Source organism: Janthinobacterium silvisoli (assembly GCF_014200725.1).
In the GTDB taxonomy this organism is placed as follows: Bacteria; Pseudomonadota; Gammaproteobacteria; order Burkholderiales; family Burkholderiaceae_D; genus Janthinobacterium.
This window is the reverse complement of record NZ_JACHCL010000002.1, coordinates 264,730-290,982: the sequence shown is the minus strand read 5'-3', so window position 1 is coordinate 290,982 and position 26,253 is coordinate 264,730. Positions and strand designations below refer to the sequence as shown.

Below are 26,253 nucleotides of genomic sequence, written 5' to 3'. Positions count from 1 at the left end.
CTACGCCACTTTATTGGCGACTAGCTCCAGTTGATGGCGCATCTCCACCGACTGCACCAGCAAGGCCCGGATATCGTTGATCAGGTTGAATTCCGTCTGGTTCAGCTGGATAGCCGGGAAGCTGTCGTCCCAGTCGCCATATAAAAATCCTGTCGGATGGCCGTTGGCCGAGAGGGGAAGCACCACGAAGCTGCGCGCTTCCGACAGGGTGGACTTCCACCATTGCGGCAGCTTGGCGGCAAATTTGGGGTCGCGCGCATTGTCGATGAAGATCACGCGGTCGCTATTGAGGGCCGCATGAAACACGTTCGGTTCATACGCGTCGCCAAACACCATCAAATCCTGCAGGCCGGCCATGCCTTCGCCCATGCTGATGCGGGCTGAATACAAATGATCCTTGTGGTTGCGCACGAAGGCCACCGAGCGCGAAAAGTCAAAGCCCTGGTGCAGCGTTTCGAGCGCCATCGACACCATCTGTCCCGGCGTGGCGCTGCCGATGGCGCCGCGCAGGTCGGCCAGACCGCTGATCAGGATGCGGTTGCCTTCGGCCCGCAAACGCGTCGACGCCAGCTGCTGTGCGCGTCGCTCGGCCGGTTTCGACAGCGGGGCGATCGACAGGTCGGCGGCGGCCATCGCCTTGGCTTTTTCCACCGCCTCACCCAGGTCGCCCACTTCGATGCCCAGCATGCCCGAATAATTCTCGATCAGCGCATGCACCTGTTCTGCACCGGCGGCATCGTCATGCCACAGCGAATCGGCGCAGCGTGCGGCCATGGTGGACAGGCCCGCCATCCAGTCGGCGCCGGTGGCTGGCGTGTCTGACGCGACCGCCTCCAGCGGACGCATGCCGCTGATCAAATGCTGCGGCAAGCCCCAGTGGGCGGCCGTGGCGTAACCCACTTCGGGCAGCGACAGGCCGAGGATTTCACGTGCGGCCGCCGCTTCATTGCCGGGGCCTGCATGCGCCTGCATGCGGGCCCAGAAATCGGTCATGTAAAACGTCACCATCATGCGGCCCAGGGTGTGCAGCATGGAGCAGACTACGGCCTGTTCGGCTTGCAGGCTGCCGGCGCTGGTGGCCACCTGCTGCGCCACCATGCCGGCCAGCACGGCCTTTTCCATTTCGACGTGGGCGCTGACCGAGTCTGGCGTGGCTTGCGACAGTTCTTCGATCAGTTTCAGGCCCAGCGCCAGGTGGCCGATGGCGTCGATGCCCAGCACCAGTACGGCTTTCGAGACCGTGTTGACGCGCTGGCCGAAGGCCGAATACATGCCGCTGTTGGCCAGGCGTAGCACCTTGTGCGTCAGGACAGGGTCCGACAGCACCGTTTGCGTCATGTCGAATTCGTGGTCATCCTCGCCGCGCATGGCGCCCAGGATGGCGCTGATGGCCTTGGCGAAGCCGGGCATGTCGCCTTGCTGGCGCGTGCGCGCCCATAGCAGTTCCAGGGTGTTCTTGCCGAGTTGCGTCGGCGCCGTGTAGTGGCCTGGATTCATGACACGCCTCCGCGCAGTTCATAGTCTGACGGCACGGAGACCAGCGCCGCATAGGTTTTTTCGCTCAGTGCCGCCAGTGCGGCATGGGCCGGCATCGGTTTGCCTGTCAGGTAGCCTTGTATATAGTGGCAGCCGCGTGATTCCATGAAATGCATCTGTTCCTCGGTTTCCACGCCCTCTGCCACCACCGATAGATTCAAGTGCTTGGCCAGGTCGAGGATGGTATTGCAGATCGCCGCGTCCTTGCTGGACTCCGGTAAATCCTTGATAAAGGTGCGGTCTATCTTCAGCACGGAAATAGGGAAGCGCTTGAGATAGGCCAGCGATGAATAGCCGGTGCCGAAATCGTCGATGGCGATGCGGGCACGGCGTTCCGTCATTTTACCGAGGATGGTTTCAGCATGCACGGGATCGATCATCAAGGTGCCTTCCGTGATCTCCAGCACCAGGTGGTCTCCGGACAAACCTGAAAACGTGATGGCGTCATCGAGCACGTCGAGGAATTTGTCGTTGCGGAACTGGCGCGGACTGATATTGACTGAAATATACAGCGCCCGCTGCGCCACTTCCTGGAATTGCTTGAGCTGCACGCAGGCTGCCTTCAGCGCCCAGGCGCCCAGCAGGTTGATCAAGCCGTTTGCTTCGGCGATCGGAATGAAGCGCACGGGTGGCACCAGGCCCAGGGTAGGGTGCTTCCAGCGCATCAAGGTCTCGAAACCCTGGATCTGGCGCGTATGCGCATCGACGATGGGCTGGTAGTACAGTAGGAATTCGCCTTCGCGCACGGCCTGGAACATGGCCGCTTCCAGCGAAATGTCGTGTTCGGACGGGCTATTCAAGCGTGGGCTGTAGACCAGGCAGCGGGCCTTGCCGGTTTCCTTGGCGCGCGACATGGCCGCGTCGGCAAGGGCAACCAGGCGCACTTCGTCTTCCGCATGCAGCGGGTAAATCGATACGCCGACCGAGGCGCCGACATAGATGGTGTGGCCATCGACTTCGAACGGCGCCTGCAAGGTGGCCAGCAGACGCCCCGTGACCAGCTTGATCTGCGCGTCGGTAGCGCTTCCAGGCAGGACCGCAACAAATTCGTCGCCGCCCACGCGAGCCAGGGTATCGCTGTCGCGCAGGGTCTTGCGCAGGCGCGCGGCGGCCAGGCGCAGCACGGCGTCGCCGACCGGGTGGCCCAGGCCATCGTTGACCTTTTTAAAACCATCGAGGCCGATGGTGGCCACCGAGAAGCCCTGGCCCGAGCGCGCAGCCTGGGCGATCACCATGCGGATGCGGTCCGACAGCAGCAAGCGGTTCGGCAAGCCCGTCAGCGCGTCGTGCGTGGCCATGTGGCGCAGGCGTTCTTCCGTGTTGTGCTGGGCCGACGTATCGCGCCCGACCACCAGCAGTTCGGCGATGCCGGCCTGGCTGACATACGAAGACAGGCGCAATTCGAACCAGATTTCCTGGTCTGGCGTCTGCAGGCGCACTTCCAGGCGGCCTGGTTCTTCCAGGGCGTCTTCCAGGGCGGCTTGCAGTGCTGCGCGCGACGCTTCCGTGGCCAACGGCAGTAATGCCTGGCCGGCCAGGCCGGCCGGCGCTCCGAACAACGTGGCTGCGCGGCGGCTGGCAAACAGGATCACGCCGTCCGCATCGAGCCGGAACACGATGTCGCCTGCCTCTTCCATGAGGTTATCCAACTCAGGGCGAGCCTCGCGGTGGGCGGCGGATGGGGTACTGGAAAACATCGTGCTGGCTTTTACCTTATCGTTCAGTATTGGCCACCCTGCATTGGGCGGGCTGGCCAGGAAATTCACACCATCTTTATTGCAGCTTGCCGTCTGCTTGCCCTATCAAATGTTGGGTGATCCAGACGAAATGTATCATTGAAAAGACCCTGATTACATGAAATAAAGCAACATTCCTTCAGGTTGCACGGGTCGATTTCATAAATATGACTTTCTTTTCCTGAAAAACCGGATGCGACGGGCGGCACGGCAAGCCGCTTGCCCTGGCCTGGTCTTTGCGCTAGTCTGGCTGGCAGACGGTTTTTTGCCCTCTGCCCACCCTGGCAAGGGCGCCATGATAGCAAACCGCACCGGAGACCCGCCATGAATGCTTACGACACGCATGAAGTTTTCAACCAGGCCACGCCCTTCGAGAACGTGAATCTGTTTGCCTGCGACCCGGCCCTGATCGAGGCGGTCTTGCGCGAGGGCGGTGGTGCGGCGCTGCCGGAATTGACGGCCCTGGGCGAAAAGCTGGGGTGCGCCGACACCCTGGCGCTGGCGCGGCTGGCCAATATCCACACGCCGCAATTGCAGCAGTTCGACCGCGCGGGACGGCGCATCGATGAAGTGCTGTTCCACCCTGCCTGGCATGAGTTGATGGCGATCCTGATCGGCGCCGGCGCCCATAGCGCGCCGTGGGCCGTGCCGGGGCCGGGCGCCCAGGTGGCGCGCGCGGCGACCTATCTATTAGTGGGGCAGGTGGAAAACGGCACGCAATGTCCGGTGACGATGACGTATGCGTCGGTGCCGGCGCTGCGCCTGGCCACGCATTTGCCGCAGATCGCCGCGCGCTGGCTGCCAAAGATCCTCTCGCGCGAGTACGATCCCCGTTCCCTGCCGGTGGAGCAGAAACGGGGCGCACTGATCGGCATGGGCATGACGGAAAAACAGGGCGGCTCCGATGTGCGCAGCAATACGACACACGCCGAGCCCGTGCCCTTGCCTGAGGCGCAGGCGCTGTTTGGCGAGCAGGCCGAACACGTCTGGCGCATCGTCGGCCATAAATGGTTTTTTTCGGTGCCGCAAAGCGACGCCCATTTGATCCTGGCGCAAACGGACAGCGGCAGCAGTGCCGGCCTGTCGTGCTTTTTCGTGCCCCGCTTCCTGCCCGATGGCAGCCGCAACCAGATCCGTGTGCAGCGCCTGAAAGATAAACTGGGCAACCGGTCGAACGCCTCGTCGGAAGTGGAATTTACGGGGGCGTATGGCTGGCTGGTGGGTGCGCAGGGCAGGGGCATCCCGACCATCCTGGAAATGGCCAGCCACACGCGCCTCGATTGCGTGCTGGGCAGCACGGGCATCATGCGCGCCGCCTTGACGCAGGCGCTGCACCACGCGCGCCAGCGGGCCGTGTTCGGCAAGCCGCTGGTGGAGCAGTCGCTGATGCAGAACGTGCTGGCCGACCTGGCGCTGGAATCGGAAGCGGCCACCGCGTTCGCCTTGCGCCTGGCGCGCTGCTTCGATGAAAAGGATGATGAACAGCAAGCCGTGCTGGCGCGGGTGCTGACGCCGGCCGGCAAATACTGGATCTGCAAGCGCGGTCCCGGCTTTGGGGCGGAAGCGATGGAAGTGCTGGGCGGCACCGGCTACGTGGAAGACGCGCCGCTGGCCCGCTTGTACCGTGAACTGCCCGTCAATTCGATCTGGGAAGGTTCGGGCAATGTGATGTGCCTGGACGTATTGCGCGCGTTTGGCAAGTCGCCCGCCGCGCGCGACGCATTGCAGGCCGAACTGGCGCTGGCAGGCGAGGGTGATGCCGCTTTTGTTGCATATCGGAATCATCTGCTGGCCGACCTGGAGGGCCCGCAATCCGATGAATTCGGCGCGCGGCGGCTGGCCGAACGCATCGTGCTGGCCGTGCAGGCCGCTTTGCTGCTGCGCCATGCGCCGCCCTATGTCGCCCAGGCGTTCGTGTTATCAAGGCTGGTGCAGGCGCCGGGCGGGGCGTATGGACGCTTGCCTGAAGGCATAGATTGCGCCGCCATACTGGCGCGGGCCTTGCGCGAATATTGATGTTAACGCCAATCTGGCATGCAATTATTTTGAAAATTCCGGCCACAGGCATGCGGTGGACTGGGATAATGCTGCAATCCATTATTTTATCGACGTCTGGCGCACTTGCGGTGCAGATATCCCGCCGCGCCCGTAACAAAGAGAAAAAACAATATGAAACAAGATCCGCGCTTCCCCAATCTTTTCATCACCGACCATCCGCTGATCCAGCACAAGCTGAGCCATATGCGCGAGCACGACACGTCGACGCGCACCTTCCGCGAGCTGTTGAAAGAAATCACCCTGCTGATGGGCTATGAGATCACACGCGACCTGCCGCTGACCACCCGTGAAATCAAGACCCCCCTGATGACTATCGATGCCCCCGTTATTGCTGGCAAGAAATTGGTCGTCGTGCCCATCCTGCGCGCCGGTATCGGCATGAGCGATGGCTTGCTGAACTTGCTGCCATCGGCCCGCGTGGGCCATATTGGCGTCTACCGCGACCCTGCCACCCATTTGCCAGTGGAATACCTGGTGCGCCTGCCGGATCTCAATGAGCGTACCTTTATCCTGTGCGACCCGATGGTGGCGACCGGCAACTCGGCCGTGTATGCGGTCGACGTACTGAAAAAACGCGGTGTGAGCGACGAACAAATCGTTTTCCTGTCGCTGGTCGCCGCACCGGAAGGCGTGACCGTGTTCCAGAAGGCGCATCCGAACGTCAAGATGTTTACGGCTGCACTCGATTCGCACCTGGACGACCACGCGTACATCGTGCCTGGTCTGGGCGATGCGGGCGACCGTATCTTCGGCACCAAGTAATCATACCTATATCGACATCGCTTGCGAGGATTGCCATGGCTACCTTGATCGACCCGGATTTCCGCGCCCGCTTGCGGGCATTGAATGACAAGTATGCCGCCGGCGTGCCTGGCTTGATGCAAGCGATCTCCACGGCGCGTGAGCGCTGCGAAACGGAAGGCCCGCGGCTGGAACCACTGACGGCGCTGCACCGCGCCTTGCACGCGGTGGCCGGCTCGGCCTCTACCTTCGGCTTTGCCGCGCTGGGCCAGGAGTGCCGGCGCCTGGAGCAGCTGGTGCGTGGCCTGCTCAACGAGCCGGGCGACGTGCTGGCAGAATGGCCTGCACTGAGTGCCCAGGTGAGCGACTTGCTGCAGTGGGCGGCGCGCGATGCGGCCGCGCCTACTTATCAGGCCTGACTTATCCGCTGGAATGCGTGCCGTTTGATCTCGCTTGCGGTGTGGCGTGGTCAAATTAATACATTTGATATAACGCAAAGCGTGCGCGCGACGGATTGAGATATAGTGTCTCCATGCCGCTGGTACAGGGCGCCGCAAGACAGAGATACGGCTATTAAAGTAGTGTTCGCAAGTTTATTTTGCGAAAAAATGGTTTTTCTCAGTTTTGTTGGTATAATTGGCCATCGTTGGATTCGAGGTAGTAGTGCAGTTTGTCTGTCATTTCTTTCTTGCTTCAAACGATATAACGGGCGCAAGCCCAACTTAACTGAAATAGGAAATTGTAATGGCAACTGGCATCGTAAAATGGTTCAATGATTCGAAGGGTTTCGGCTTTATTACCCCTGACGAAGGCGGCGAAGATCTGTTCGCTCACTTCTCGGCTATCCAGTCGAACGGCTTCAAGTCCCTGCAAGAGAACCAACGCGTTTCTTTTGAAGTGACCGCTGGCCCTAAAGGCAAGCAAGCTTCGAACATTCAGCCACTGTAATACGCTGGATCAAACGAAATAAAGAAATCCTCGGTCTCCGGGGATTTTTTTTCGCCCGCATTTTCGTGGAGCAGTCGTTTTACGGCTGGACTCGCACTGCAGGCGAGCTTGTGCAGCTCGGCTTACCTTACCCGGTCCTGCCAATAGTCAGCTTGCGCATAGCTATGGCGCAGGAATTCGACGAAGGCGCGGATGCGCAAGGGCAGGTGGCGGCGCTGTGCGAACACGGCGTAGATATCGTTGCCCGGCGCGGCGTACTGGTCCAGCACCGTGACCAGTTTTCCTGAAGCGATCTCGGCACCCACTTCCCACATCGAGCGCCAGGCCAGTCCCTTGCCGGCCAAGGCCCAGTCGTGCAGCACTTCGCCATCGTTGCACACCATATTTCCCGTCACTTTCAAGGTCACGTTCTTGCCGTTTTCGCGGAAGGTCCAGCCCCGCTGGCTGCCTTCGCTGCTGATCGCCAGGCAATTATGCCTGGCCAGGTCGGCCAGGGTCAGTGGCGTGCCGGCGCGTTTCAGATAGGCGGGGGAGGCCACCAGCACGCGGTGGTTATCGGCCAGCTTGGTGCTGACCAGAGAGGAATCGGACAGGCTGGCGATGCGGATGGCCACGTCGATGCCTTCGCCGATCAAGTCGACCAGCCGGTCATTCAGGTTCAGCGACACCGTCAAGTCGCGGTGCTCGGCCAGGAAAGAGGGCAGCAGCGGCGCCACATGATGGCGGCCAAAGCCGGCCGGCGCGGAAATGAGCAAATGTCCGCGCGCCTGCACGCTGCGCACGGCCACGGCCGATTCCGCCTCTTCCAGTTCGCTCAGGATGCGCTGGCAATCTTCCAGGAAGGCCGCGCCTTCATTCGTCAGCGCCAGCTTGCGCGTGGTGCGCTGCAAGAGCTTGACGCCGAGCCGCTCTTCCAGCGCATCGAGGCGGCGGCCTATCATCGCCGGCGCGATACCTTCTGCGCGTGCGGCCGCCGACAGACTGCCTTTGGCAACGACTTCCACGAAGGTAGAGATTTGCCTGAACTGCCCCATGGCCTGTACTGTCCTCACTTGTGATAAAAACGCATGGATGAAGTGATTTTTAATCTCGTTTCCATGCCTTATAGTGCATTACTATAAAACAAAAGCGGTGCTGAACGGTGTATTTCCTTGCGATCCTCAGCCGTGCCCGCGCATTATTTCCGCCTATAGTGCGATTAGCAGATTACTTTTCAGATTATTTTTCGATTCATTTTATTCATAACGGAGAGCATCATGACGCAGACCCCCATCGTCCTTCCCGACGGCATGCAAATTAGCGGTGAGATCAAGCCTGGCTATGCACAGATATTGACGCCGGAAGCGCTGGCGCTGGTCGCCAAGCTGACGCGAGCGTTCGAACCGCGCCGCCAGGAATTGCTGGCCGTGCGCGTGGAGCGCGCCAAGCGCCTCGATGCGGGCGAGCGTCCCGATTTTCTGCCTGAAACGGCGCATATCCGCGACGGTGACTGGAAGATTGCACCGATACCGAAAGCCCTGGAATGCCGCCGCGTGGAAATTACGGGCCCGGTCGAGCGCAAGATGGTCATCAATGCCTTCAATTCGGGCGCCGACAGCTATATGACGGACTTCGAAGACTCGAACACGCCCAACTGGGACAACCAGATCACGGGCCAGATCAATATGTTCGATGCCGTGCGCAAGACGATTTCGCTGGAACAGAACGGCAAATCCTATAAGCTGAACGACAAGATCGCGACCCTGGTCGTGCGTCCGCGTGGCTGGCATCTCGATGAAAAACACGTGCTGGTCGATGGCAAGCGTATTTCCGGCGGCATTTTTGACTTCGCCCTATTTATGTTTCATAACGCCAAGGAACAATTGGCGCGCGGCGCCGGCCCGTATTTCTATTTGCCAAAGATGGAATCGCACCTGGAAGCGCGTCTGTGGAACGATATTTTCGTCATGACGCAAAAAGAGTTGGGCTTGCCGCAAGGCACGATCAAGGCCACGGTCTTGATTGAAACCATCCTGGCGGCGTTTGAGATGGATGAAATCCTCTACGAATTACGTGAGCACAGCTCGGGCCTGAATGCGGGCCGCTGGGATTACATCTTTTCCTGCATCAAGAAATTCAAGCTGGACAAGGATTTCTGCCTGGCCGATCGCGCCAAGGTCACCATGACGGCGCCCTTCATGCGCGCCTACGCCTTGCTGCTGCTGAAAACCTGCCACAAGCGTGGCGCACCAGCCATCGGCGGCATGGCAGCCTTGATCCCGATCAAGAATGACCCTGAAAAGAATGATATTGCCATGGGCGGCGTGCGCAACGACAAGGCGCGCGACGCCACCGATGGTTACGACGGCGGCTGGGTCGCCCATCCTGGCCTGGTCGAGCTGGCCATGGGAGAATTTACCAAGGTGCTGGGCGACAAACCTAACCAGATCGGCAAGCAGCGCCCCGACATCGAGGTAAAGGCGGCCGACCTGTTGAATTTCCAGCCGGAAGCACCGATCACGGAAGCGGGCTTGCGTTACAACATCAACGTCGGTATCCATTACCTGGGCAGCTGGCTGGCCGGCAACGGTTGCGTCCCCATCCATAATCTGATGGAAGACGCCGCCACGGCCGAGATCAGCCGCTCGCAAGTGTGGCAATGGATACGCTCAAGCAAGGGCGTGCTGGAAGACGGCCGCAAGGTCACCGCCGAGATGGTGCGCACCATGATTCCCGAAGAGCTGGCCAAAGTCCAGCGCGACGCCCCCGGTGGCAATGGCCCGACCTACGTGCGCGCCGGCCAGATTTTCGAGGAAATGTCGACCTCGGAGGAATTTGCTGAATTTCTGACTTTGCCGCTGTACGAAGAAATCTAAGTTTCAGTATTCAGGCCATAAAAAATCCCGGTCGTGCCTTGCGGCGCCACCGGGATTTTTACTGTGAAATCAGAAACTTAAAAATTGTTCTTCCACATACGCAAGGCTGCAAAGGCTTCTACAGGCGATGCATCGGCCGCCAGCTTGCCTTCCACCTTCAGGCTGGCCAGGATGGCTGGTTCCTTGTAGCGTAGGAATGGATTGGTGGCTTTTTCCAGCGCGATGGTCGATGGTACGGTAGAGAGGCCTTGCTGGCGCTTTTCCGTGTCGATGGCTACACGCTCTTGCAAGGCAAGATTGCCTGGCTCGACGGCGCTGGCAAAGCGCAGATTGGACAAGGTGTACTCATGGGCGCAAAATACCTCGGTATCGTCGGGCAGGGCGGCCAGCTTGCCCAGCGACTCGGCCATTTGACCTGGCGTGCCTTCGAACAGGCGGCCGCAGCCGCCAGCAAACAGGGTGTCGCCTGAAAAAAGCCAGGGCGCGCCGCTGCGCTCGTCGCGCTGGCGCACATAGGCGATATGGCCCTTGGTGTGGCCGGGCACGTCGATCACGGTCAGTTGCAAGCCCAGCTCGCGCACGTAGGCGACATCGCCTTCGGCCAGGGGTTCCGTGATGGCTGTGATAGCCTCATTGCGCGGGCCGAAGACGGGCACGGCGAAATGCTGCAACAATTCAGGAACGCCTCCGGTGTGGTCGGCGTGGTGATGAGTCAGTAAAATGGCGCACAATGTCAACTGATGGGCTTTGAGCGCATCGAGGATGACCATCGCATCGCCCGGGTCGACCACGGCGGCATGCGTGCCGTCATGGATCAGCCATAGGTAGTTGTCGGCAAAGGCGGGCACGGCAAGTACCGATAAAGCAGGTGATAAGGTTTGTTCTGGGGAGTGGATCATAGGCAAGAGAGAAAACTGAATGGACAGTGTGGCATCCGAAAAATCCATTATAGCGCTTGATGGCTGGTTACAAACACCGGCCGGTCTGTACGTGCGCGCGTGGGAACAGCAATGCCTCGATAGCCTGACGGCCGATATCTTTGGTTTTAATGCCGTGCAGATCGGTTTGCCGCAGTTCGACGCGCTGGCCGCCAGCCGCATGCCGAACAAATGGCTGCTCGATTCCCGCTTGCCACCGCAACCGGCTCAGGACAGCCGGGTCAAGCTGGTGGCCGCTTTCGACGAGTTGCCGTTCGAATCGCAAAGCCTCGACCTGGTGGTGCTGCCGCATGTACTGGAATTTGCTGCCGAGCCACACCAGGTCTTGCGCGAAGTCGAGCGCGTGCTGATCCCGGAAGGGCGGCTGATCGTCTGCGGCTTTAATCCGGCCAGCTTGTGGGGTGCGCGCCAGGGCCTGGGCCGCATCACGGGCCGCCATTATTTGCCCAAGGCCGGCGAGCTGATTTCCATGCCGCGCATGAAAGACTGGTTAAAATTGCTGAACATGGGCGTGAGCCGCAGCCATTTCGGCTGTTATGCGCCTGCTTGCAGGACGGAAAAATGGCTGCGCCGCAACGCCTTCATGGACAAGGCCGGCGCGCGCTGGTGGCCATATCTGGGCGCAGTGTATATAGTGCAGGCGATCAAGCGCGTCAAAGGGATGCGATTGATCGGTCCGGCGTGGACCAAAAAACCGGCGACGGCCTCCGCAGGCGCACCGGTCACCAATAAAAGGCGGGAACAGCAAGATGGATAAGGTTGAAATTTACGCCGATGGCGCATGCAAGGGCAATCCCGGCACCGGCGGCTGGGGCGCGCTGATGGTTGCCGATGGCGCCAAGAAAGAAATCTATGGCGGCGAGTTGAACACGACCAATAACCGCATGGAATTGAAGGCCGTGATCGAGGCATTGACGGCGCTCAAGCGCCCTTGCCAGGTGGTGATGTACACCGATAGCCAATACGTGCAAAAGGGCATCAGCGAGTGGATACACGGCTGGAAGGCGCGCGGCTGGAAAACCGCCGCCAAGGCGCCCGTGAAAAACGTCGACCTGTGGCAAGCGCTGGACGCGGCCCAGGCCGTGCATCAAATGGAATGGCGCTGGGTGCGCGGCCACAACGGCCATCCGGGCAATGAGCGGGCCGATCAACTGGCCAATATGGGCGTGGAAACCGTCAGATCGTGATTTAAATAGTAGTTGCAACATAGAAGCGAAGGGCACAGCTTTGTTATACTGTGTCCTTCGCTTTTTGCTTTTACGAATGAGTCTGCCATGCGTCAAATTGTTCTCGATACTGAAACCACCGGCCTGAACCCACGCACGGGCGACCGCATCCTGGAGATCGGCGCGGTCGAGTTGAACAACCGCATGCTGACCGGGAACAACTTTCATTACTACATCAATCCCGAGCGCGATTCGGAAGAGGGCGCTCTTGCCGTCCATGGATTGACCACCGAATTCTTGAGCGACAAACCGAAATTCGCCGAAATCGTCGAAGAATTTCGCGCCTACATCGCCGACGCCGAACTGATCATCCACAACGCGCCCTTCGATATCGGCTTCCTGAACGCCGAATTCAAGCGCCTGAACCTGCCACCGATCCACGAGCATGTGCATGGCGTGATCGACACCCTGGTGCAAGCGAAAGAAATGCACCCCGGCAAGCGCAACTCGCTCGACGCCCTGTGCGACCGCTACGGCGTCTCCAACGCCCACCGCAAGCTGCACGGCGCGCTGCTGGACTCCGAATTGCTGGCCGACGTTTACCTGGCCATGACGCGCGGCCAGAACAGCCTCAGCATGGATGAAGAAGTGGAAGTGGCCGCCGACGGCGCCGTACTGGAAATCGTGCCCCTGGCCGATATCATCTTCCAGCCCGCCAGCGCCGACGAACTCGCCGCCCACGAAACCACCATCGCCGGCCTGGACAAAGCCGTCAAAGGCCAATGCATCTGGACCGCTGTCAGCACGCCAGCGGTAGCCGCCTGAGAAAAATAGCGCCAAGGAAAATTTCCCGCCGCCAGCCCTTGCAGACGGCGTAACACCTATGCGATAATTCGATCCGCTTAGGGAGGTTAGCTCAGGGGTAGAGCACTGCATTCACACTGCAGGGGTCGCAAGTTCGAAACTTGCACTTCCCACCAAGAATGCGCTGTAATTATATGAAAGCCGACACATTATGTGGTCGGCTTTTTTTATGCCTGTGTGATTTTGCTGATTGAAGTGCGGGCCTGAATCGCGGGCCTGAGAAAATGGCCATGGCTGCGTTGCTTGGGCTTGCCGTACATGCGTACTGTCTGCGCCCGCGCGCCTTGCCCTGACCATTTTTCAGACCCGCTGGGCCCGAACAGCCCTTGCTGGCGATACGGGCCGGGACGTGCTTTTCCTCGGCTTGGATTTCTTATGGATGAGGTTGTGTCAGAATTGCAGAACTGACCCTGCTGCCATTCTCAGACGCTGGCCACTTGCATGCCACATTCCGCCAGTCAAGTAGTGAATGCGTCGGCACTTTCATTGATGTCAGGCAGGCTTGCCAGGGCAGGGTGGTAGTAGCTGTCATCTGCTTCGCGCACAATCGGCGCTGCTTCGATAATAATTTTCATATTTTCCTTTTTACATAGTCCTGTAGTTATGAGTAACAATCCCTGGCCGCATCATCATGTTGGGCTCAGAGTCTGTCTCTTACTCTGCGGTATCGATGTTCCATTTAAAGAAATTGCTATTAGTGCTACAATTCTCAAAAAGATTAGGGGTGAGCATGCAAGTGTGGCAAAGGAGAACGTTAAAACTTGCACTGGTGGCAGGCGCTTTCTACATTGCTCGCTACTTTGCACTCTGCTTTTTCAGTTCATTTCATATGTACTTTGATATCAACCAAACTCTTAAATGGATGGAAGCCCATCCAAATTTGTCGGGTTGGGCGCAGTTTGTCGGTGCAATTGCCGCAATACTTTTGGCAATTGCTATTCCGGCCTGGCAACGACATGGCCAAAGCCTAGATCGTTGGCGTGATGCGGAAGACCTTAATGCCTCCCTTTCGCAAAATTCCTTCTATCTTCTAAGTGAGGTTCGTAACTACCTACGTGGATACCAAGGCGCTCGAGCTATTCCTAGAGGCATAATGCGGAATGATGAGCTTCGAAATGACCTTTTGCGTCGCATTCATGAGCTTGAACTTCGTGAAATCAATCCTGATCGCATAACTCGACTATTTTTTGCCCGAGGGGCGATTCACGGAACCAATACTTCAATTGCAGCAGGATTTCAGCAGGACAACCCCCTGTCTGACGGAGAAGAGGCTCTACTTGCTGAGCGTATTGGCACCATAAATTCGCAACTTGATGAGGCCGAAATTGCCAATCGGAAAGCTATACAGTCCCGCGCACATGCCCATCTTTGGCTGTTGCCGCGCATTGCCTTTCCAGTGGTCATGTTTATCGCGCGGTAACGCCATCTCAGTCGACGCAAGAATTTCAACTGGGCGTAAATTTAACGCTGCGATTGACGTTTGATGTGATTGCGCTCATCACGCTAGGTGCCTCCATGGTCTCCAACAGGCTCGCCGCGCGGTTATAACCGCGCCGCAGATGGCGCTGCAACAGTGACACCGATGCGCGCTGCTCGACAGGTACAATGGCCGCAGCCTGGGCATAGAGCGGATCGTCTGCACTACCGTCTCCTAGCGGTACTGCGGCACCTGTGCCCAACTCGACGGATTTGTCGCCGACCGGGATAGTGGCGGTAGCGCCGTCCTTGATAAGGCTGCTGTGCAGGCGACGCGCGGCGGCCAGCGCGCTGCCGTCATAGCTGACCACGCGTTGCTCGCGCACCGGTTCACCGCCTTTGGCTGGGCGCTCGCCTCCGCCCGCCGCTTTCGCACAGAGCCCCAACCCCTGTGATACGCAAAACAGCACGATGGAAATAAATGCGTGCGCCCGACAGAACTTTGAGACGAAAGACAAGGAGCTGAACCGTGTTTATCAAACGATGCTGAAGCAGCTCGATACGTTTGGGGACAATGGCCCGGCCACCAAGAAACTGCTCATTCTGGCGCAGCGCAAATGGGTGGAGTTCCGGAATGCGGACTGTACGGCAGTGCAACGCTTGTATCAGGGTGGCTCTGCCGCCAATGCGATTTATCTCGACTGTATGGTGCACCATACAGAACAGCGCATCAGGGAACTGCAGCCCACCGCCTGGCAGGCTGGCTAGCTAGTTGGCGTACAGTTTGTTGCGTTGGAGGCATCAAACTTTATTGTTGCAAGAAACTAGCCGCCAGCGTGAAAGTCATCCTTTGTGTCAAACTTTATTTCGCTCGTCGATACGAAGGTAATACGGATAAATCATTGATTTTTAATGGACGATTGTGTCGGGCTTTATTATTCTTTAACATATGGAGCTGCAATAAGGGTGGCCAATATTTCGGCGCCGCTAGATGCAAAAAAGCCCGCGTGAGCGGGCTGACGAGAGGTTGGGCTGCCAGACTGGGGACCGGAGATAATCCGATCATTGCAGGATTATTTTCCGCAAGCCTTTCCATGCTCACCATGGAAGCCTTTGGCTTTAGCATCAGCCTCTGCCATGTATTCGCCTTTTTTTGTCTTCCCATAGTACTTATCACCTTCGCAATGATAGACCTTGCTTGAGGTGTTGACCCAAACCTTGCCATCGCCACCACCGGGGGCCACCTGAGCAGATGCTGCCTTGCTAGCAGTGCTCGCTGCAGGAGCCGCTCCAGTTGCCATCTTCCCCGACGCTGCATTGCTCATCATGCCGCCATGGCCCCGGCAACCATGGGTAGACTGGTCGACTGGGGCAGAGCCATCTTTACACTTGGGCGTCGAAGTAGCATCGGGCGCCGCCGGATTTCCCATTGCCGAAGGCGCAGGCGCCTGGGCAAACGCCTGCGATGCGAAGGCTGTGCTTACTGCGAGGATTGCCAAAAAATTTTTCATTTAGAGTCTCCAGTGCGCACGGAATGACGTGCTTGCACGGGTTAACGCAGATCCGCACTTGCCGTTGACTCCGCCGAGAAAATACATTGATGAATACGGGTGACATCGATGCTGCCATGATGGTGAAATCGACCGACGCTGAAACGGCGACCAGTGGCGGCAAGGCGCTCAGACTGAACACGTTTCAAGCACGGCAAGCGATAGATCTCGCAGCACTGGGACTAGCTGCGTTGCCCGCAGGCGCCTCGGTTATCTCCGTTCACCGAGGTACACCTCCTGGCGGCCGTAAATATCGACGCTTAGACGGAAGCCGGTATTTGCGACCGTGCTCTGCGCTCCATGTGCGCCTTCGCCACTCGTACCGCTTCCTCGGTTCGCCCCCACAAGCCCTTTATTTGTTCGACGATTTCCGGCCGCGCGCTACGCGGATGTCCCGAGTTCATTGTCGGTTGCGGGTCGTATTCCAGAACGAGTTGTGTAAACTCTGCCGCGTCGCGCCCTTTGATCTCTGCGATGACCTGCAGCGCAAAATCAATTCCAGCCGTTACACCGCCGCCGGTGATGCGGTTCCTGTCGACGCAGACCCGTTCATAGCTCGGCTCGATACCCAAGGCTATGAGTGGTTCGTAGAACGGCCAGTAGGTAGCGGCGCGGTAGCCCTCCAGCAGCCCCGCCATTGCGAGAAGCACAGAGCCTGTGCATGCGGAGGTGATATAGGTGGCAGTCTTTCCGGCCCGAGCAATAAAGTCCAGAAATTCTTGGTCTTTCATGATCTCCGGGGTTCCCGCGCCACCAGCGACAAACAGCACGTCCAAATTGTCCGGAACGTCATGCATTGTAATCGTCGGGTTCAGGGTGACCCCCATATCCGTCGGAACAGGGTCCATGGTTTTCCAGATGATGTGTGTTTTGGCATGAAGGCCAAATGCAGTCTGTGGCCCTGCCAAGTCTTGCAGCGTAAAGCCTGGAAAGATCACCATACCTATCTGCAGTTGGCGGTCTTCAATTTTCTTACTCGGTTTATCCGACATCGTTTTTCTCCTTTTGTTGGGCTTGACTACAGCATAGCCCTGCCAGACAATATGCGTGAGTGGCAGGAATGACAAAAGGCGATTGGTTTCTGCCACCGTTTGCGTTTTACAAATTGATGAAAAGGAGTCCATTTCCATGCATAGGATCGCGGTTCTGGCGTTGGATGATGTGGTACCGCTGGACTTTGGTATCGCCTATCAGGTTTTTGCCTTGGCCCGTCAGATTGACGGAAGCAAAGCCTACGATGTAGCGGTGTGCGGACCCAAGCGGACAATTCGGACGGCCAGCTTCGATATGCAGGTGCGACACGGACTTGATCGCCTTGTGCAAGCCGACACCATTGTCATACCAGGAAGTGAAGACCCTTTCAGAGAGGTTCCAAGGGCTGTAAGCTTGGCTCTTCAGAGCGCCTATGATCGCGGTACAAGATTGGCGTCTATTTGCACGGGAGTCTTTACCCTTGCCGCAAGCGGTCTGCTCGATGGAAGACGCGCTGCTACGCATTGGCGTGTTGCAGAGGACCTTGCTAGGCTTTACCCCCAGATAAAAGTCGAACCAAATGTTCTGTTCGTCGATGAAGGTAGTATCGTGACCTCGGCCGGCGCGTCGGCAGGTCTGGACATGTGCCTGCATCTCGTGCGACGCGATTACGGCCAGTCTGTTGCTGCGAACACTGCCCGTCTAACGGTCGCGCCTATGCGCCGGGACGGCGGTCAGGCACAATTCATTCGCCAGGAACTCCCCAGTTCGCCAACAAGCTTGACGTCATTGATCGAGTGGCTGCGAGACCATCTGAACACCGCGCACACTGTCGATAGTCTTGCGATACACGCCAATATGAGCCCTCGTACCTTTGCTCGGCGATTTCAAGAGCAGACAGGTACCACCCCGTTGCAATGGCTACTCAATGCGCGTATCGATCGAGCGCGTGAATTACTTGAGGAGAGCGAGGTATCGATAGATCAGACAGCATTTCTTTCGGGGTTCGGTTCAGCGGTGACCTTCCGATCACGTTTCCGGCGGGTTGTAGGTCTTACCCCGACAGAATACCGTCGTCGATTCAGCGCTGCAAACTAGATCTGATCATTGAACCGGGCCGGAGCTAAAGCGGAGCCAGGGTCGGTGCTGCAGCAGCTGCAATTTATCTCGACTGCATGGTGTACCATACAGAACAGCGTATCAAGGAGCTGCAGCCCACCGCATGGCAGGCTGGCTAAGAACACGATCTGTCCGGGCGGCCTAGAAATACACGGTTGCCGTAATCGTCGATTTGTAGGTGTCTGGCGCTGGTGTGTTTTGTGCCGGGACGTTGCCGTAGACGGTGATCGCTTGCGCCGAGCCGCTACCGATGCCGGCGACGGTGTCGGTGCCCTGGGTGTTGCCCCAGTTGGTGGCGCCCGAGGTCTGGTACAGGTTGAATTGCACGGTGCCCGTATTGCCGCTGGTGGCGGCGCTCATGTAGCGGGTGGCAATGGTGGAGCCGGTGCCGGTGCCGGCGTTCAAGCCCACGTTGTAGGGGGTGGTGTTGGTGCAGGTGACGCTGACCGTTGTGTTGACGTTGAGGGGTGTGGACAGCAAGCCCTGGGCTTCGCCAAAGTCCAGCGGGGCTGCTGAAATAGTGCAATTGGCGATGATTTTCAGGGTGACATCGAATGGTCCTGTACCGGTGCCGGTACTGTACACGGCGGCGCCGACGGGGATGGTGGCGGTGGCGCCCAGCAGGGACAGCGCAGCGATGGCGGACAAGCGGGAGAGTTTTATGCGCAACGGTAACATTATGGCCTCCTGATGATGGGGGATCATGAATCGACGTTTCCAGGTACAAGGCCGCGATGGGATGCCGCAGCATTGCTGGCGCTGCCCTGCGTCCTTCCACATTTAAGATATCATTCGGATAACTCAAATTGCTTTGAGTCAATCTATGTCTGGATTATTAGCGATATGAAAAATTGCTGCTTTTGCTAGCGGCGAAAGCACCTTTGAAGCGGGCGAAGAATGTAAAAAAAGACGCGTGCTCTGTGTGTCAGCTAACACAAGCGCTGTTTTGATCGAGTGAGGAATGGTGTTGCCGCGCGATAAAACTGGCAGGGAAGGGCGCCATGGCCCACTGGGAACAGTGGGTCATGGCGTTTTTGTTGCAGGGATTGCCGCAGAGCCGGCGTTGCCGCCGGCTGGGCTCATCCTTAGATGGTCGACAGCGCTGCGTTCAGGCTGGCGCTAGGACGCATGACGGCGTCGGTCTTGGCTGGATCAGGGTAGTAGTAGCCACCGATATCCGTTGCCTGGCCTTGTACCGCTTTCAGCTCTTCAACGATCTTCGCTTCGTTTTCCGACAAAGCCTTCGCCAATGGCGCGAAGTGCGCTTGCAGTTCCGCGTCGTCCGTTTGGGCTGCCAGGGCCTGTGCCCAGTACAGGGCCAGGTAGAAGTGGCTGCCGCGGTTGTCGAGTTCACCGGTGCGTGGCGATGGCGACTTGTTGTTGTCCAGCAGCTTGCCGGTGGCTTCGTCCAGGGTCTTGGCCAGCAGCTTGGCTTTCGCGTTGCCGGTCTTGATGCCCATGTCTTCCAGCGACACGGCCAGCGCCAGGAACTCGCCCAGCGAATCCCAGCGCAGATGGTTTTCCTCCACCAGTTGCTTGACGTGTTTAGGCGCCGAACCGCCGGCGCCCGTTTCGTACATGCCGCCACCGGCCATCAGCGGCACGATCGACAGCATCTTGGCGCTGGTGCCCAGTTCCATGATCGGGAACAGGTCGGTCAGGTAGTCGCGCAGGATGTTGCCGGTCACCGAGATGGTGTCCAGGCCGCGCCATGCACGTTCCAGGGTGTAGCGCATGGCGCGTACTTGCGACATGATCTGGATGTCCAGGCCGTTGGTGTCGTGGTCTTTCAGGTAGGTTTGTACCTTCTTGATCACTTCGTTTTCGTGTGGACGGTATGGGTCCAGCCAGAACACGGCAGGCATGCCGGAGTTGCGGGCGCGGGTAACGGCCAGCTTGACCCAGTCGCGGATCGGTGCATCCTTGACTTGGCACATGCGCCAGATATCGCCTTCTTCCACGTTTTGCGACAGCAGCACTTCGCCTGTTACCAGGTCGGTGATGTTGGCAACGCCGGCTTCCGACACTTCAAACGTCTTGTCGTGCGAACCGTATTCTTCCGCTTGCTGCGCCATCAGGCCCACGTTCGGCACGGTACCCATGGTACGCGGGTCGAAGTTGCCATGCCATTTGCAGAAGTTGATCATTTCCTGGTAGATGCGGGCAAAGGTGCTCTCTGGCATGACTGCCTTGACATCTTTCGGACGGCCATCGGCGCCCCACATCTTGCCGCCGATACGGATCATGGCTGGCATCGATGCGTCGACGATGATGTCGTTCGGCGAATGGAAGTTGGTGATGCCCTTGGCCGAATCGACCATCGCCAGTTCAGGACGGTTGGCGTGGCAAGCGTGCAGGTCTTTCAGGATTTCATCTTTTTGCGACGCTGGCAGGGTTTCAATCTTGTCGTACAGATTGACCATGCCGTTGTTGACGTTCACGCCCAGTTCTTCGAACAGCGCAGCGTGCTTGGCGAACGCGTCCTTGTAGAAAATGCGCACGCAATGGCCGAACACGATAGGGTGTGACACCTTCATCATGGTCGCCTTGACGTGCAGCGAGAACATCACGCCCGTCTTGTGTGCATCTTCCAGTTCTTTTTCATAGAACTCGAGCAGCGCTTTTTTGCTCATGAACATGCTGTCGATGATTTCGCCGGCTTGCAGCGAGACCTTCGGTTTCAGTACGATGGTTTTGCCCGAAGCGGTGATCAGTTCCATCTTGACATCGCGCGCGCTTTCCAGGGTCAGCGATTTTTCGCCGTGGTAGAAGTCGCCGTGGTGCATGTGCGAAACGTGGGTGCGCGAAGCCTGGCTCCACTCGCCCATCGAATGCGGATGCTTGCGTGCAAACTCTTTCACCGCTTTTGGCGCGCGGCGATCGGAGTTGCCTTCACGCAGGACCGGGTTGACCGAGCTGCCGATGCATTTGCCGTAACGTGCCTTGAGAGCTTTGTCTTCGTCGGTTTTTGCGTCTTCCGGATAGTCTGGCAGCTTGTAGCCGCGGCTTTGCAGTTCGCGTACGCAAGCCATCAGTTGCGAAACGGAAGCGCTGATGTTCGGCAGCTTGATGATGTTGGTGTCTGGGTTCTGGGTCAGTGCGCCCAGTTCGGCCAAAGTATTCGGTACTTTTTGCTCGTCCGTCAGGTATTCAGGAAATTCGGCCAGTACGCGCGACGCCACCGAAATATCGCTGGCAACCACGTCTACGCCTGCTGGTGCGGTGAACTTCTTGATGATAGGCAGCAGGGAATAGGTCGCCAGCAATGGCGCTTCGTCAGTCAGCGTATAGATGATTTTTGATTTTTGTGTTGCCATGTTCATTTCCTCGTATGCGGTGGTGCCCGGTAGTTCCCGGCGGTTAACTTGCTACCCTTACTTCCGTTTTGCTTCATTCATTGTCACAACTGGCAGAGCCAGGTGTTGCTATTCCAAACACAATCATTATCTTGCTTGCATTGGATGCGTGGTGTGCGGGCGCTGGCGCCTGCTTCAGCCAATCTCTATTTTAGACTGTCCGACCACTCTATGCCTAAATTATGAAATGTCAATCATATATAAGACATCTTATATGAGTCTTAGGAGCTGCAAACAATCGCCTAAATTCATTATTAATGCAATTGACTTGCAATTGCGATGGGACTTCTGCATCATATCGGGCCATCTTGCCATCGAGGAAATTAGGTATGAAACGCGATCATCTCAACACACCGCTGCCCGACGTCGCCGCCGGCGGCTATGGTGGCAATCAATTGCCGCTGGACTGGGTCGGCATGCAGGGCATCGCCTTGCCGCTACAACTGATTGAGGAGGGCGCGGCGGGAAGCACGGTGCAGCAGGTGCACGCCTGGGCCGATGTGCAAGTCGATTTGCCCGACCCGAAAGTCAAGGGCATCCATATGTCGCGGCTGTATCTGCTGCTTGATGAGTTTGCAGCAAAGCAAAGCCTGGGCGCTGCCGCGCTGCATGATTTGCTGCTGCGCATGGTCGATAGCCATGCCGATTGCAGCGCCACGCGGGCACGGCTGGCGCTGGTCTTTCCGTTGTTGCGGCGCCAGCCAGCCTTGCTGACGGCGGGGCTGGCCGGCTGGAAATCCTATCCCGTGCGGCTGCAGGCGCAATTGTCGCCACGCGGCTTTAGCCTGGAGGTCAACGTGGAAGTGGGGTATTCATCGACCTGCCCATGCTCGGCGGCATTGGCGCGGCAATTGCTGGCCGACGGTTTTGCGGCGCAGTTTGGCACGGGCAGCATCGATGGTGCGGCAGCCCAGGCCTGGCTGCGCGAGCATGGCAGCCTGGCTACGCCGCACAGCCAGCGCAGCGTGGCTGCCGTGACGGTGGCCTTGCAGGGCGATGGACCGCTGGGCCTGTTCGGTTTGATCGATGCGGTCGAGGCGGCGCTGGCCACGCCGTTGCAAACTGCCGTCAAGCGGGCTGACGAGCAGGGCTTTGCACGCCTGAATGGTCAGAACCTGATGTATGTGGAAGACGCGGCGCGGCGCGTGCAGGCGGCGCTGGCGCCCCGTTATGCGGGCGTGCAAGTGCAAGTACGGCATCTGGAAAGCCTGCACCCGCACGATGCTGTGGCGCAAGCCGGCGCACTGATCGCCTGACAGTCACCCGTTCGTCATATAAAGGGACTACACTTTATCCACTTGTTTATGGGAGGTGGATCATGGCAGAGAAAACCGGGCGGACGGACATCGATGAAGCGCTGGAGGAAGAACTCGAGCGCGAACGGCGCGAACATGTCTTGATCGATGAGGAAAAGTTGGGCATGGACGAGCTGGAAGAGGAGCATTTGAAAAGGGAGCGCGTGCCGGCGCCGGGCAAGGCGCCCCGCTAAATGCCTGCGGCTTGCCCGCACCATAAAAGTGCAACATTGCTGGTGTTGTCGGCCGCAGGCCATTACAATTTTAATTCTGCCATTTTGATGGACACGCTTTCAAAACTGCCCATGACATATACACGCTTACTCCCCACTGTAGTACGTACGGCAGCGGGCCTTGCCGCGGCGATGCTGTTTGCCGGGCATACCCAGGCCGCCACCCTGTGCACGGCCATGGTTGACGCCCAATCCGGTTCGGTACTGCTGGAAGAAGGCAATTGCGTGGACCGGGTCACGCCCGCATCCACCTTCAAGATCGCCATCAGCCTGATGGGCTATGACGCCGGTTTCCTCAAGGATGAACATACGCCCAGCCTGCCATTTCGCGAAGGCTATGTAGATTGGGGTGGTGCGCCGTGGCGCCAGGATACCGATCCATCGCGCTGGATGCAGTATTCCGTGGTCTGGTACTCGCAGCAGGTAGCGCATGCGCTGGGCCAGGAAAAATTCCAGAAATACGCCAAGGCTTTCAGCTATGGCAATGCCGATGTGTCGGGCGACCCTGGCAAGAACAATAGCCTGGAGCGTTCCTGGATCAGCTCTTCCCTGAAAATTTCGCCGCTGGAGCAACTGGGTTTCTTGCGCAAGCTGGTGATTGGCCATTTGCCCGTATCCAAACAGGCGATCGAGATGACCAGCAAGCTCACGCGCCTGGACGACTTGCCGGGAGGCTGGCAATTGCACGGCAAGACGGGCGCCGCTTTCCCGCGCAAGGCGGATGGCAGTTTCGATGAAGCGCATGGTTATGGCTGGTTCGTCGGCTGGGCCACCAAGGGTGAGCGCACCATCGTGTTTGCGCGCCTGGTGCAGGACGAGCAAAAGGGCCAGCAGTCGGCCGGCCTGCGCACGCGCGAGGCCATGCTCAAGGAATTGCCGGCCATGCTAGAAAAAGCCCAGCAGCAGTAAGCTTCGATTTTCATCCTGCCAGCTTGCCTGCCCTGTATACTTGCCGAAACGGATAATCCGCATCAGACAAGGTAGCAAGCATGGCTTCAAGCATGGAACAGTTTCAGGCAGCGGCACTCCGCTGGGCTCAACGCGCGCGCATAGTTGCCGTGGAGTGGGGCGCACGCGGCAGCGCATGGACGCTGGCGCTGTATGCGCGCAAGCGCGGCCATTTGCTGACCTTGTCGCCCGTGCGGCGGGTCTTGCTGCTGGGGTTGTGGTCTTGCCTGGCCTTGCTGGCGCTGCTGATCGCCTACATGCTGCTGCTGATCCCTCTTACTCCCAGCATCCACGATCTGCGCCAGGCGCGTGCGGCAGCGCCCAGCACCATGGTCAGTGCCGATGGCAAGGAGTTGGCGCGTTTTGATCAGGGCTTGCAGGAAAGAGTCACCCTGAGCCAGATCTCGCCCAATGTGGTCAGCGCCCTGATTGCCACGGAAGACCGCCGCTTTTACGAACACCACGGCATCGATTTCAAGCGCACGGCCGGCGCCATGCTGCACAGCATGAAAGGCGATGCGCAGGGCGGCTCGACCATCACCCAGCAGTTGGCGCGCAATATGTTTCCCGAGGAAATAGGCCGTTCGCGCAATCTGAACCGCAAGCTCAAGGAATTGATCACGGCGCTGAAGATCGAAGCGACCTATAGCAAGACGGATATCCTCGAAGCGTATCTGAATACGGTGCCTTTCCTGTACAACACCTACGGCATTGAAATGGCGGCCCGCACTTATTTTGACAAGCCCGCTGCCCGTCTCGATATCCTGGAAAGCGCTACCCTGGTCGGCATGCTCAAGGGCACGAACTACTACAATCCGGTCGGCAATCCCGAGCGATCCTTGCAGCGCCGCAACGTGGTGCTGGGGCAGATGCGCAAATACGATGTGATTGACGAGGCCCGCTACCAGCAACTGATCAAGCGGCCGCTGCGTTTGCATTTCGAGCGCCAGAGCGAGCGCGCGCAATCGGACAGCCATTTCACGGCCTATGTGCGCAAGTGGCTGATCGATTGGGCCGATGAAAACGACTACAACCTGGAACTCGATGGCCTGGTGGTGCACACCACGCTCGATTATGGCTTGCAGCAGGCGGCCGAGCACGCCGTCGAGCGCCAGGCCAATGCCTTGCAGGCGATTGCCGATGTGGAATGGAGCCGCGCCGGCATGCCGTCGTCCACTTCGACCGGCATGTACACGGCCATGCAGGCTGGCAGCCCGGCGTTTGAGTATTTCTGGAAATCGCATCCGGCGCTGGAAGATGCGGTGGTGCGCGAGTCCGCCGAATACCGCAAGGCCGTTGCCGATGGCGCCGTAGCTGGCGAGGCGCTGGCCCGATTGAAAAAAGACCGCAGCTTCATGGCGGCCTTGCATCAATCCAAGACGCGCCTGCAAGCCGGCTTTGTTGCCATGGACCCTGCTACCGGCGCCGTGCGCGCCTGGGTGGGCAGCCGCGACTTTGCGCATGAACAATTCGATCACGTGGTCCAGGCGGCACGCCAGCCCGGTTCCACCTTCAAGCCTATCGTGTATGGCGCGGCGCTCGAAAAGGGACTCAGCCCCGACCATGTGTACCGCGACGCCGTGATGGATATCAAGGCAGCCGATGGCAGCAAATGGCGGCCAACCGATATGAGCGGCACCACCGGGCGCGACATGACCATGCGCGATGGCCTGGTGTATTCAAAAAACACCATCACTGCGCAAGTGATGCAGGATGTAGGCTTGCCGGACATTATCAAACTGGCGCGCGCCCTAGGCGTGCGCGATAGCAAGCTGGCCCAGGTGCCATCCCTGGCGCTGGGCACCAGTCCCGTGACCTTGCTGGAAATGGTCAACGCTTACGCCAGCATCGCCGCCCAGGGCGAGGCGCGCCTGCCGTTTGTCGTCACGCACATCACCGACCGCACGGGCAAGACCATCGCCCGTTTCGGCGATGACAAGCCCAAGCGCGCCATGACGGAAAAATCGGCCAATATGCTGACCGACATGATGCGCGGCGTCATCGACCGCGGCACGGGCACGGCCATCCGCAACCGTTTCGGCATCCGCTCCGACGTGGCGGGCAAGAGCGGCACCACGCAAAACAATGCCGACGGCTGGTTCATCATGATGCATCCGGAACTGGTGGGTGGCGCCTGGGTGGGCTTCAACGATGCGCGCATCACCATGCGTAGCAACTATTGGGGCCAGGGCGGCCACAATGCCGTCTTGCTGGTGGGCGACTTCTTCAAGACAGCGCTGGAATCGGGCAAGCTGTCGCGCGACGCGATCTTCCCCGGCGGCAAGCCACCACCGCCGCTGCGCCATGTAGAACCGGTCGAGGCGCCACAGGAAGAGCCAGTGGAAGAGCCGGGCGACTTGCAGCAGGAAGGTGTGCCAGCTCCACCGGCCGCGCCGCAGGCGATGCCGCCGGAAGGGGCGGATGGGCAGGAGACGCATGGGAATCCGGCGCCGCAGGCGGCGCCTGCTCCAGTGCCTGTCCCGGCCCCGCAGTCTGCGCCGGGAGCCGCACCGCAAGCTTGA

General features: G+C 58.8%; 24 protein-coding genes and 1 tRNA gene. 16 read left to right on the top strand and 9 right to left on the bottom strand.

Features of this window, described 5'->3' with window-relative positions; translation table 11 throughout:
- A complete protein-coding gene (locus HDE75_RS11480; protein WP_183677580.1) occupies positions 1-1,497 on the bottom strand; it encodes an HDOD domain-containing protein in 1,497 nt (498 codons plus the stop codon).
- Positions 1,494-3,173: a putative bifunctional diguanylate cyclase/phosphodiesterase gene (locus tag HDE75_RS11475; RefSeq protein ID WP_260173971.1), complete on the bottom strand. Its 1,680-nt coding sequence runs from the start codon at positions 3,171-3,173 to the stop codon at positions 1,494-1,496. Before HDE75_RS11475 ends, HDE75_RS11480 begins: the two co-directional genes overlap by 4 nt.
- A 423-nt stretch (positions 3,174-3,596) precedes the next feature.
- Between HDE75_RS11475 and HDE75_RS11470 the strand changes: the two genes are divergently transcribed.
- From HDE75_RS11470 to HDE75_RS11455, 4 genes are all read left to right on the top strand, one after another.
- Complete coding sequence (locus tag HDE75_RS11470) at positions 3,597-5,288, top strand: isovaleryl-CoA dehydrogenase (protein WP_183677584.1); 1,692 nt, start codon at positions 3,597-3,599, stop codon at positions 5,286-5,288.
- A gap of 153 nt (positions 5,289-5,441) precedes the next feature.
- Entirely contained in the window at positions 5,442-6,092 is a 651-nt protein-coding gene (upp, locus tag HDE75_RS11465) for a uracil phosphoribosyltransferase (RefSeq protein ID WP_183677586.1), read from the top strand.
- A 35-nt stretch (positions 6,093-6,127) separates the two neighbouring features.
- Positions 6,128-6,490: an Hpt domain-containing protein gene (locus tag HDE75_RS11460; RefSeq protein WP_183677588.1), complete on the top strand. Its 363-nt coding sequence runs from the start codon at positions 6,128-6,130 to the stop codon at positions 6,488-6,490.
- A 325-nt stretch (positions 6,491-6,815) separates the two neighbouring features.
- A complete protein-coding gene (locus HDE75_RS11455) occupies positions 6,816-7,019 on the top strand; it encodes a cold-shock protein (RefSeq protein ID WP_183677589.1) in 204 nt (67 codons plus the stop codon).
- Positions 7,020-7,141: 122 nt separating this feature from the next.
- Here HDE75_RS11455 and HDE75_RS11450 read toward each other — a convergent pair whose 3' ends face one another.
- Positions 7,142-8,053 (bottom strand): LysR family transcriptional regulator, encoded by a 912-nt coding sequence (locus HDE75_RS11450; RefSeq protein ID WP_183677591.1) that lies wholly within the window; start codon positions 8,051-8,053, stop codon positions 7,142-7,144.
- Between the two features lie 222 nt (positions 8,054-8,275).
- Here HDE75_RS11450 and aceB point away from each other — a divergent pair, with 222 nt between their 5' ends.
- Positions 8,276-9,874: a malate synthase A gene (aceB, locus tag HDE75_RS11445; protein ID WP_183677593.1), complete on the top strand. Its 1,599-nt coding sequence runs from the start codon at positions 8,276-8,278 to the stop codon at positions 9,872-9,874.
- Positions 9,875-9,951: 77 nt separating this feature from the next.
- Here aceB and gloB read toward each other — a convergent pair whose 3' ends face one another.
- On the bottom strand, positions 9,952-10,773 hold the full coding sequence (gloB, locus tag HDE75_RS11440; RefSeq protein WP_183677595.1) for a hydroxyacylglutathione hydrolase: 822 nt from the start codon (positions 10,771-10,773) through the stop codon (positions 9,952-9,954).
- A 19-nt stretch (positions 10,774-10,792) separates the two neighbouring features.
- Here gloB and HDE75_RS11435 point away from each other — a divergent pair, with 19 nt between their 5' ends.
- The 5 genes from HDE75_RS11435 to HDE75_RS11415 all read left to right on the top strand — a co-directional run bounded on the left by HDE75_RS11435 (position 10,793) and on the right by HDE75_RS11415 (position 14,262).
- Positions 10,793-11,569, top strand: coding sequence for a class I SAM-dependent methyltransferase (locus HDE75_RS11435; RefSeq protein ID WP_183677597.1), 777 nt, complete (start codon positions 10,793-10,795; stop codon positions 11,567-11,569).
- Positions 11,562-11,999, top strand: coding sequence for a ribonuclease HI (gene rnhA / locus HDE75_RS11430; RefSeq protein ID WP_183677599.1), 438 nt, complete (start codon positions 11,562-11,564; stop codon positions 11,997-11,999). Before HDE75_RS11435 ends, rnhA begins: the two co-directional genes overlap by 8 nt.
- An 87-nt stretch (positions 12,000-12,086) precedes the next feature.
- Entirely contained in the window at positions 12,087-12,803 is a 717-nt protein-coding gene (gene dnaQ, locus HDE75_RS11425) for a DNA polymerase III subunit epsilon (RefSeq protein WP_183677601.1), read from the top strand.
- 80 nt (positions 12,804-12,883) lie between these two features.
- Positions 12,884-12,958: transfer RNA gene (locus tag HDE75_RS11420), tRNA-Val, on the top strand.
- A gap of 614 nt (positions 12,959-13,572) precedes the next feature.
- On the top strand, positions 13,573-14,262 hold the full coding sequence (locus HDE75_RS11415) for a hypothetical protein (protein ID WP_183677603.1): 690 nt from the start codon (positions 13,573-13,575) through the stop codon (positions 14,260-14,262).
- Positions 14,263-14,287: 25 nt separating this feature from the next.
- Here HDE75_RS11415 and HDE75_RS26750 read toward each other — a convergent pair whose 3' ends face one another.
- Entirely contained in the window at positions 14,288-14,644 is a 357-nt protein-coding gene (locus tag HDE75_RS26750) for a DNA translocase FtsK (RefSeq protein ID WP_311735102.1), read from the bottom strand.
- A gap of 13 nt (positions 14,645-14,657) precedes the next feature.
- On the opposite strand from HDE75_RS26750, the gene HDE75_RS11405 reads away from it, so the two are divergent.
- Positions 14,658-15,026 carry a lysozyme inhibitor LprI family protein gene (locus tag HDE75_RS11405; protein WP_260173968.1) on the top strand — a complete coding sequence of 123 codons (369 nt, stop codon included), beginning with the start codon at positions 14,658-14,660 and terminating at the stop codon, positions 15,024-15,026.
- A gap of 305 nt (positions 15,027-15,331) precedes the next feature.
- On the opposite strand, the gene HDE75_RS11400 is transcribed toward HDE75_RS11405, so the two are convergent.
- Positions 15,332-15,769: a hypothetical protein gene (locus tag HDE75_RS11400; protein WP_183677608.1), complete on the bottom strand. Its 438-nt coding sequence runs from the start codon at positions 15,767-15,769 to the stop codon at positions 15,332-15,334.
- A 299-nt stretch (positions 15,770-16,068) separates the two neighbouring features.
- Positions 16,069-16,938, bottom strand: a complete 870-nt coding sequence (locus tag HDE75_RS11395) for a DJ-1/PfpI family protein (protein WP_260173966.1) — start codon at positions 16,936-16,938, stop codon at positions 16,069-16,071.
- Here HDE75_RS11395 and HDE75_RS11390 point away from each other — a divergent pair.
- On the top strand, positions 16,937-17,878 hold the full coding sequence (locus tag HDE75_RS11390; protein WP_183677609.1) for a GlxA family transcriptional regulator: 942 nt from the start codon (positions 16,937-16,939) through the stop codon (positions 17,876-17,878). The two genes, HDE75_RS11395 and HDE75_RS11390, sit on opposite strands and share 2 nt — an antisense overlap.
- Positions 17,879-18,040: 162 nt before the next feature.
- Here HDE75_RS11390 and HDE75_RS11385 read toward each other — a convergent pair whose 3' ends face one another.
- Together HDE75_RS11385 and HDE75_RS11380 are read right to left on the bottom strand one after the other, a co-directional pair.
- Positions 18,041-18,577 carry a Csu type fimbrial protein gene (locus tag HDE75_RS11385; protein ID WP_183677610.1) on the bottom strand — a complete coding sequence of 179 codons (537 nt, stop codon included), beginning with the start codon at positions 18,575-18,577 and terminating at the stop codon, positions 18,041-18,043.
- Between the two features lie 407 nt (positions 18,578-18,984).
- On the bottom strand, positions 18,985-21,216 hold the full coding sequence (locus tag HDE75_RS11380) for an NADP-dependent isocitrate dehydrogenase (protein WP_183677612.1): 2,232 nt from the start codon (positions 21,214-21,216) through the stop codon (positions 18,985-18,987).
- A gap of 368 nt (positions 21,217-21,584) precedes the next feature.
- Here HDE75_RS11380 and folE2 point away from each other — a divergent pair, with 368 nt between their 5' ends.
- From folE2 to HDE75_RS11360, 4 genes are all read left to right on the top strand, one after another.
- Complete coding sequence (gene folE2, locus HDE75_RS11375) at positions 21,585-22,511, top strand: GTP cyclohydrolase FolE2 (RefSeq protein WP_183677614.1); 927 nt, start codon at positions 21,585-21,587, stop codon at positions 22,509-22,511.
- Positions 22,512-22,573: 62 nt separating this feature from the next.
- Positions 22,574-22,744 carry a hypothetical protein gene (locus tag HDE75_RS11370; RefSeq protein ID WP_183677615.1) on the top strand — a complete coding sequence of 57 codons (171 nt, stop codon included), beginning with the start codon at positions 22,574-22,576 and terminating at the stop codon, positions 22,742-22,744.
- A gap of 171 nt (positions 22,745-22,915) precedes the next feature.
- Positions 22,916-23,692, top strand: coding sequence for a class D beta-lactamase (blaOXA, locus tag HDE75_RS11365; RefSeq protein WP_183678120.1), 777 nt, complete (start codon positions 22,916-22,918; stop codon positions 23,690-23,692).
- 80 nt (positions 23,693-23,772) lie between these two features.
- Positions 23,773-26,253, top strand: coding sequence for a penicillin-binding protein 1A (locus HDE75_RS11360; protein WP_183677616.1), 2,481 nt, complete (start codon positions 23,773-23,775; stop codon positions 26,251-26,253).

Excerpts from the sequence above, each read along its gene's own strand:
- HDE75_RS11390 (WP_183677609.1), top strand. The coding sequence starts at position 16,937 with ATGCATAGGATCGCGGTTCTGGCGTTGGATGATGTGGTACCGCTGGAC.
- HDE75_RS11370 (WP_183677615.1), top strand. The coding sequence starts at position 22,574 with ATGGCAGAGAAAACCGGGCGGACGGACATCGATGAAGCGCTGGAGGAA.
- HDE75_RS11475 (WP_260173971.1), bottom strand. The coding sequence starts at position 3,173 with ATGGAAGAGGCAGGCGACATCGTGTTCCGGCTCGATGCGGACGGCGTG.
- HDE75_RS11415 (WP_183677603.1), top strand. The coding sequence starts at position 13,573 with ATGCAAGTGTGGCAAAGGAGAACGTTAAAACTTGCACTGGTGGCAGGC.
- HDE75_RS11480 (WP_183677580.1), bottom strand. The coding sequence starts at position 1,497 with ATGAATCCAGGCCACTACACGGCGCCGACGCAACTCGGCAAGAACACC.
- HDE75_RS11460 (WP_183677588.1), top strand. The coding sequence starts at position 6,128 with ATGGCTACCTTGATCGACCCGGATTTCCGCGCCCGCTTGCGGGCATTG.
- HDE75_RS11455 (WP_183677589.1), top strand. The coding sequence starts at position 6,816 with ATGGCAACTGGCATCGTAAAATGGTTCAATGATTCGAAGGGTTTCGGC.
- folE2 (WP_183677614.1), top strand. The coding sequence starts at position 21,585 with ATGAAACGCGATCATCTCAACACACCGCTGCCCGACGTCGCCGCCGGC.
- HDE75_RS11385 (WP_183677610.1), bottom strand. The coding sequence starts at position 18,577 with ATGTTACCGTTGCGCATAAAACTCTCCCGCTTGTCCGCCATCGCTGCG.
- blaOXA (WP_183678120.1), top strand. The coding sequence starts at position 22,916 with ATGCTGTTTGCCGGGCATACCCAGGCCGCCACCCTGTGCACGGCCATG.
- gloB (WP_183677595.1), bottom strand. The coding sequence starts at position 10,773 with ATGATCCACTCCCCAGAACAAACCTTATCACCTGCTTTATCGGTACTT.
- HDE75_RS11380 (WP_183677612.1), bottom strand. The coding sequence starts at position 21,216 with ATGGCAACACAAAAATCAAAAATCATCTATACGCTGACTGACGAAGCG.
- HDE75_RS11400 (WP_183677608.1), bottom strand. The coding sequence starts at position 15,769 with ATGAAAAATTTTTTGGCAATCCTCGCAGTAAGCACAGCCTTCGCATCG.
- HDE75_RS11360 (WP_183677616.1), top strand. The coding sequence starts at position 23,773 with ATGGCTTCAAGCATGGAACAGTTTCAGGCAGCGGCACTCCGCTGGGCT.
- HDE75_RS11395 (WP_260173966.1), bottom strand. The coding sequence starts at position 16,938 with ATGGAAATGGACTCCTTTTCATCAATTTGTAAAACGCAAACGGTGGCA.
- HDE75_RS11435 (WP_183677597.1), top strand. The coding sequence starts at position 10,793 with ATGGACAGTGTGGCATCCGAAAAATCCATTATAGCGCTTGATGGCTGG.
- HDE75_RS11450 (WP_183677591.1), bottom strand. The coding sequence starts at position 8,053 with ATGGGGCAGTTCAGGCAAATCTCTACCTTCGTGGAAGTCGTTGCCAAA.
- aceB (WP_183677593.1), top strand. The coding sequence starts at position 8,276 with ATGACGCAGACCCCCATCGTCCTTCCCGACGGCATGCAAATTAGCGGT.
- rnhA (WP_183677599.1), top strand. The coding sequence starts at position 11,562 with ATGGATAAGGTTGAAATTTACGCCGATGGCGCATGCAAGGGCAATCCC.
- upp (WP_183677586.1), top strand. The coding sequence starts at position 5,442 with ATGAAACAAGATCCGCGCTTCCCCAATCTTTTCATCACCGACCATCCG.
- dnaQ (WP_183677601.1), top strand. The coding sequence starts at position 12,087 with ATGCGTCAAATTGTTCTCGATACTGAAACCACCGGCCTGAACCCACGC.
- HDE75_RS11470 (WP_183677584.1), top strand. The coding sequence starts at position 3,597 with ATGAATGCTTACGACACGCATGAAGTTTTCAACCAGGCCACGCCCTTC.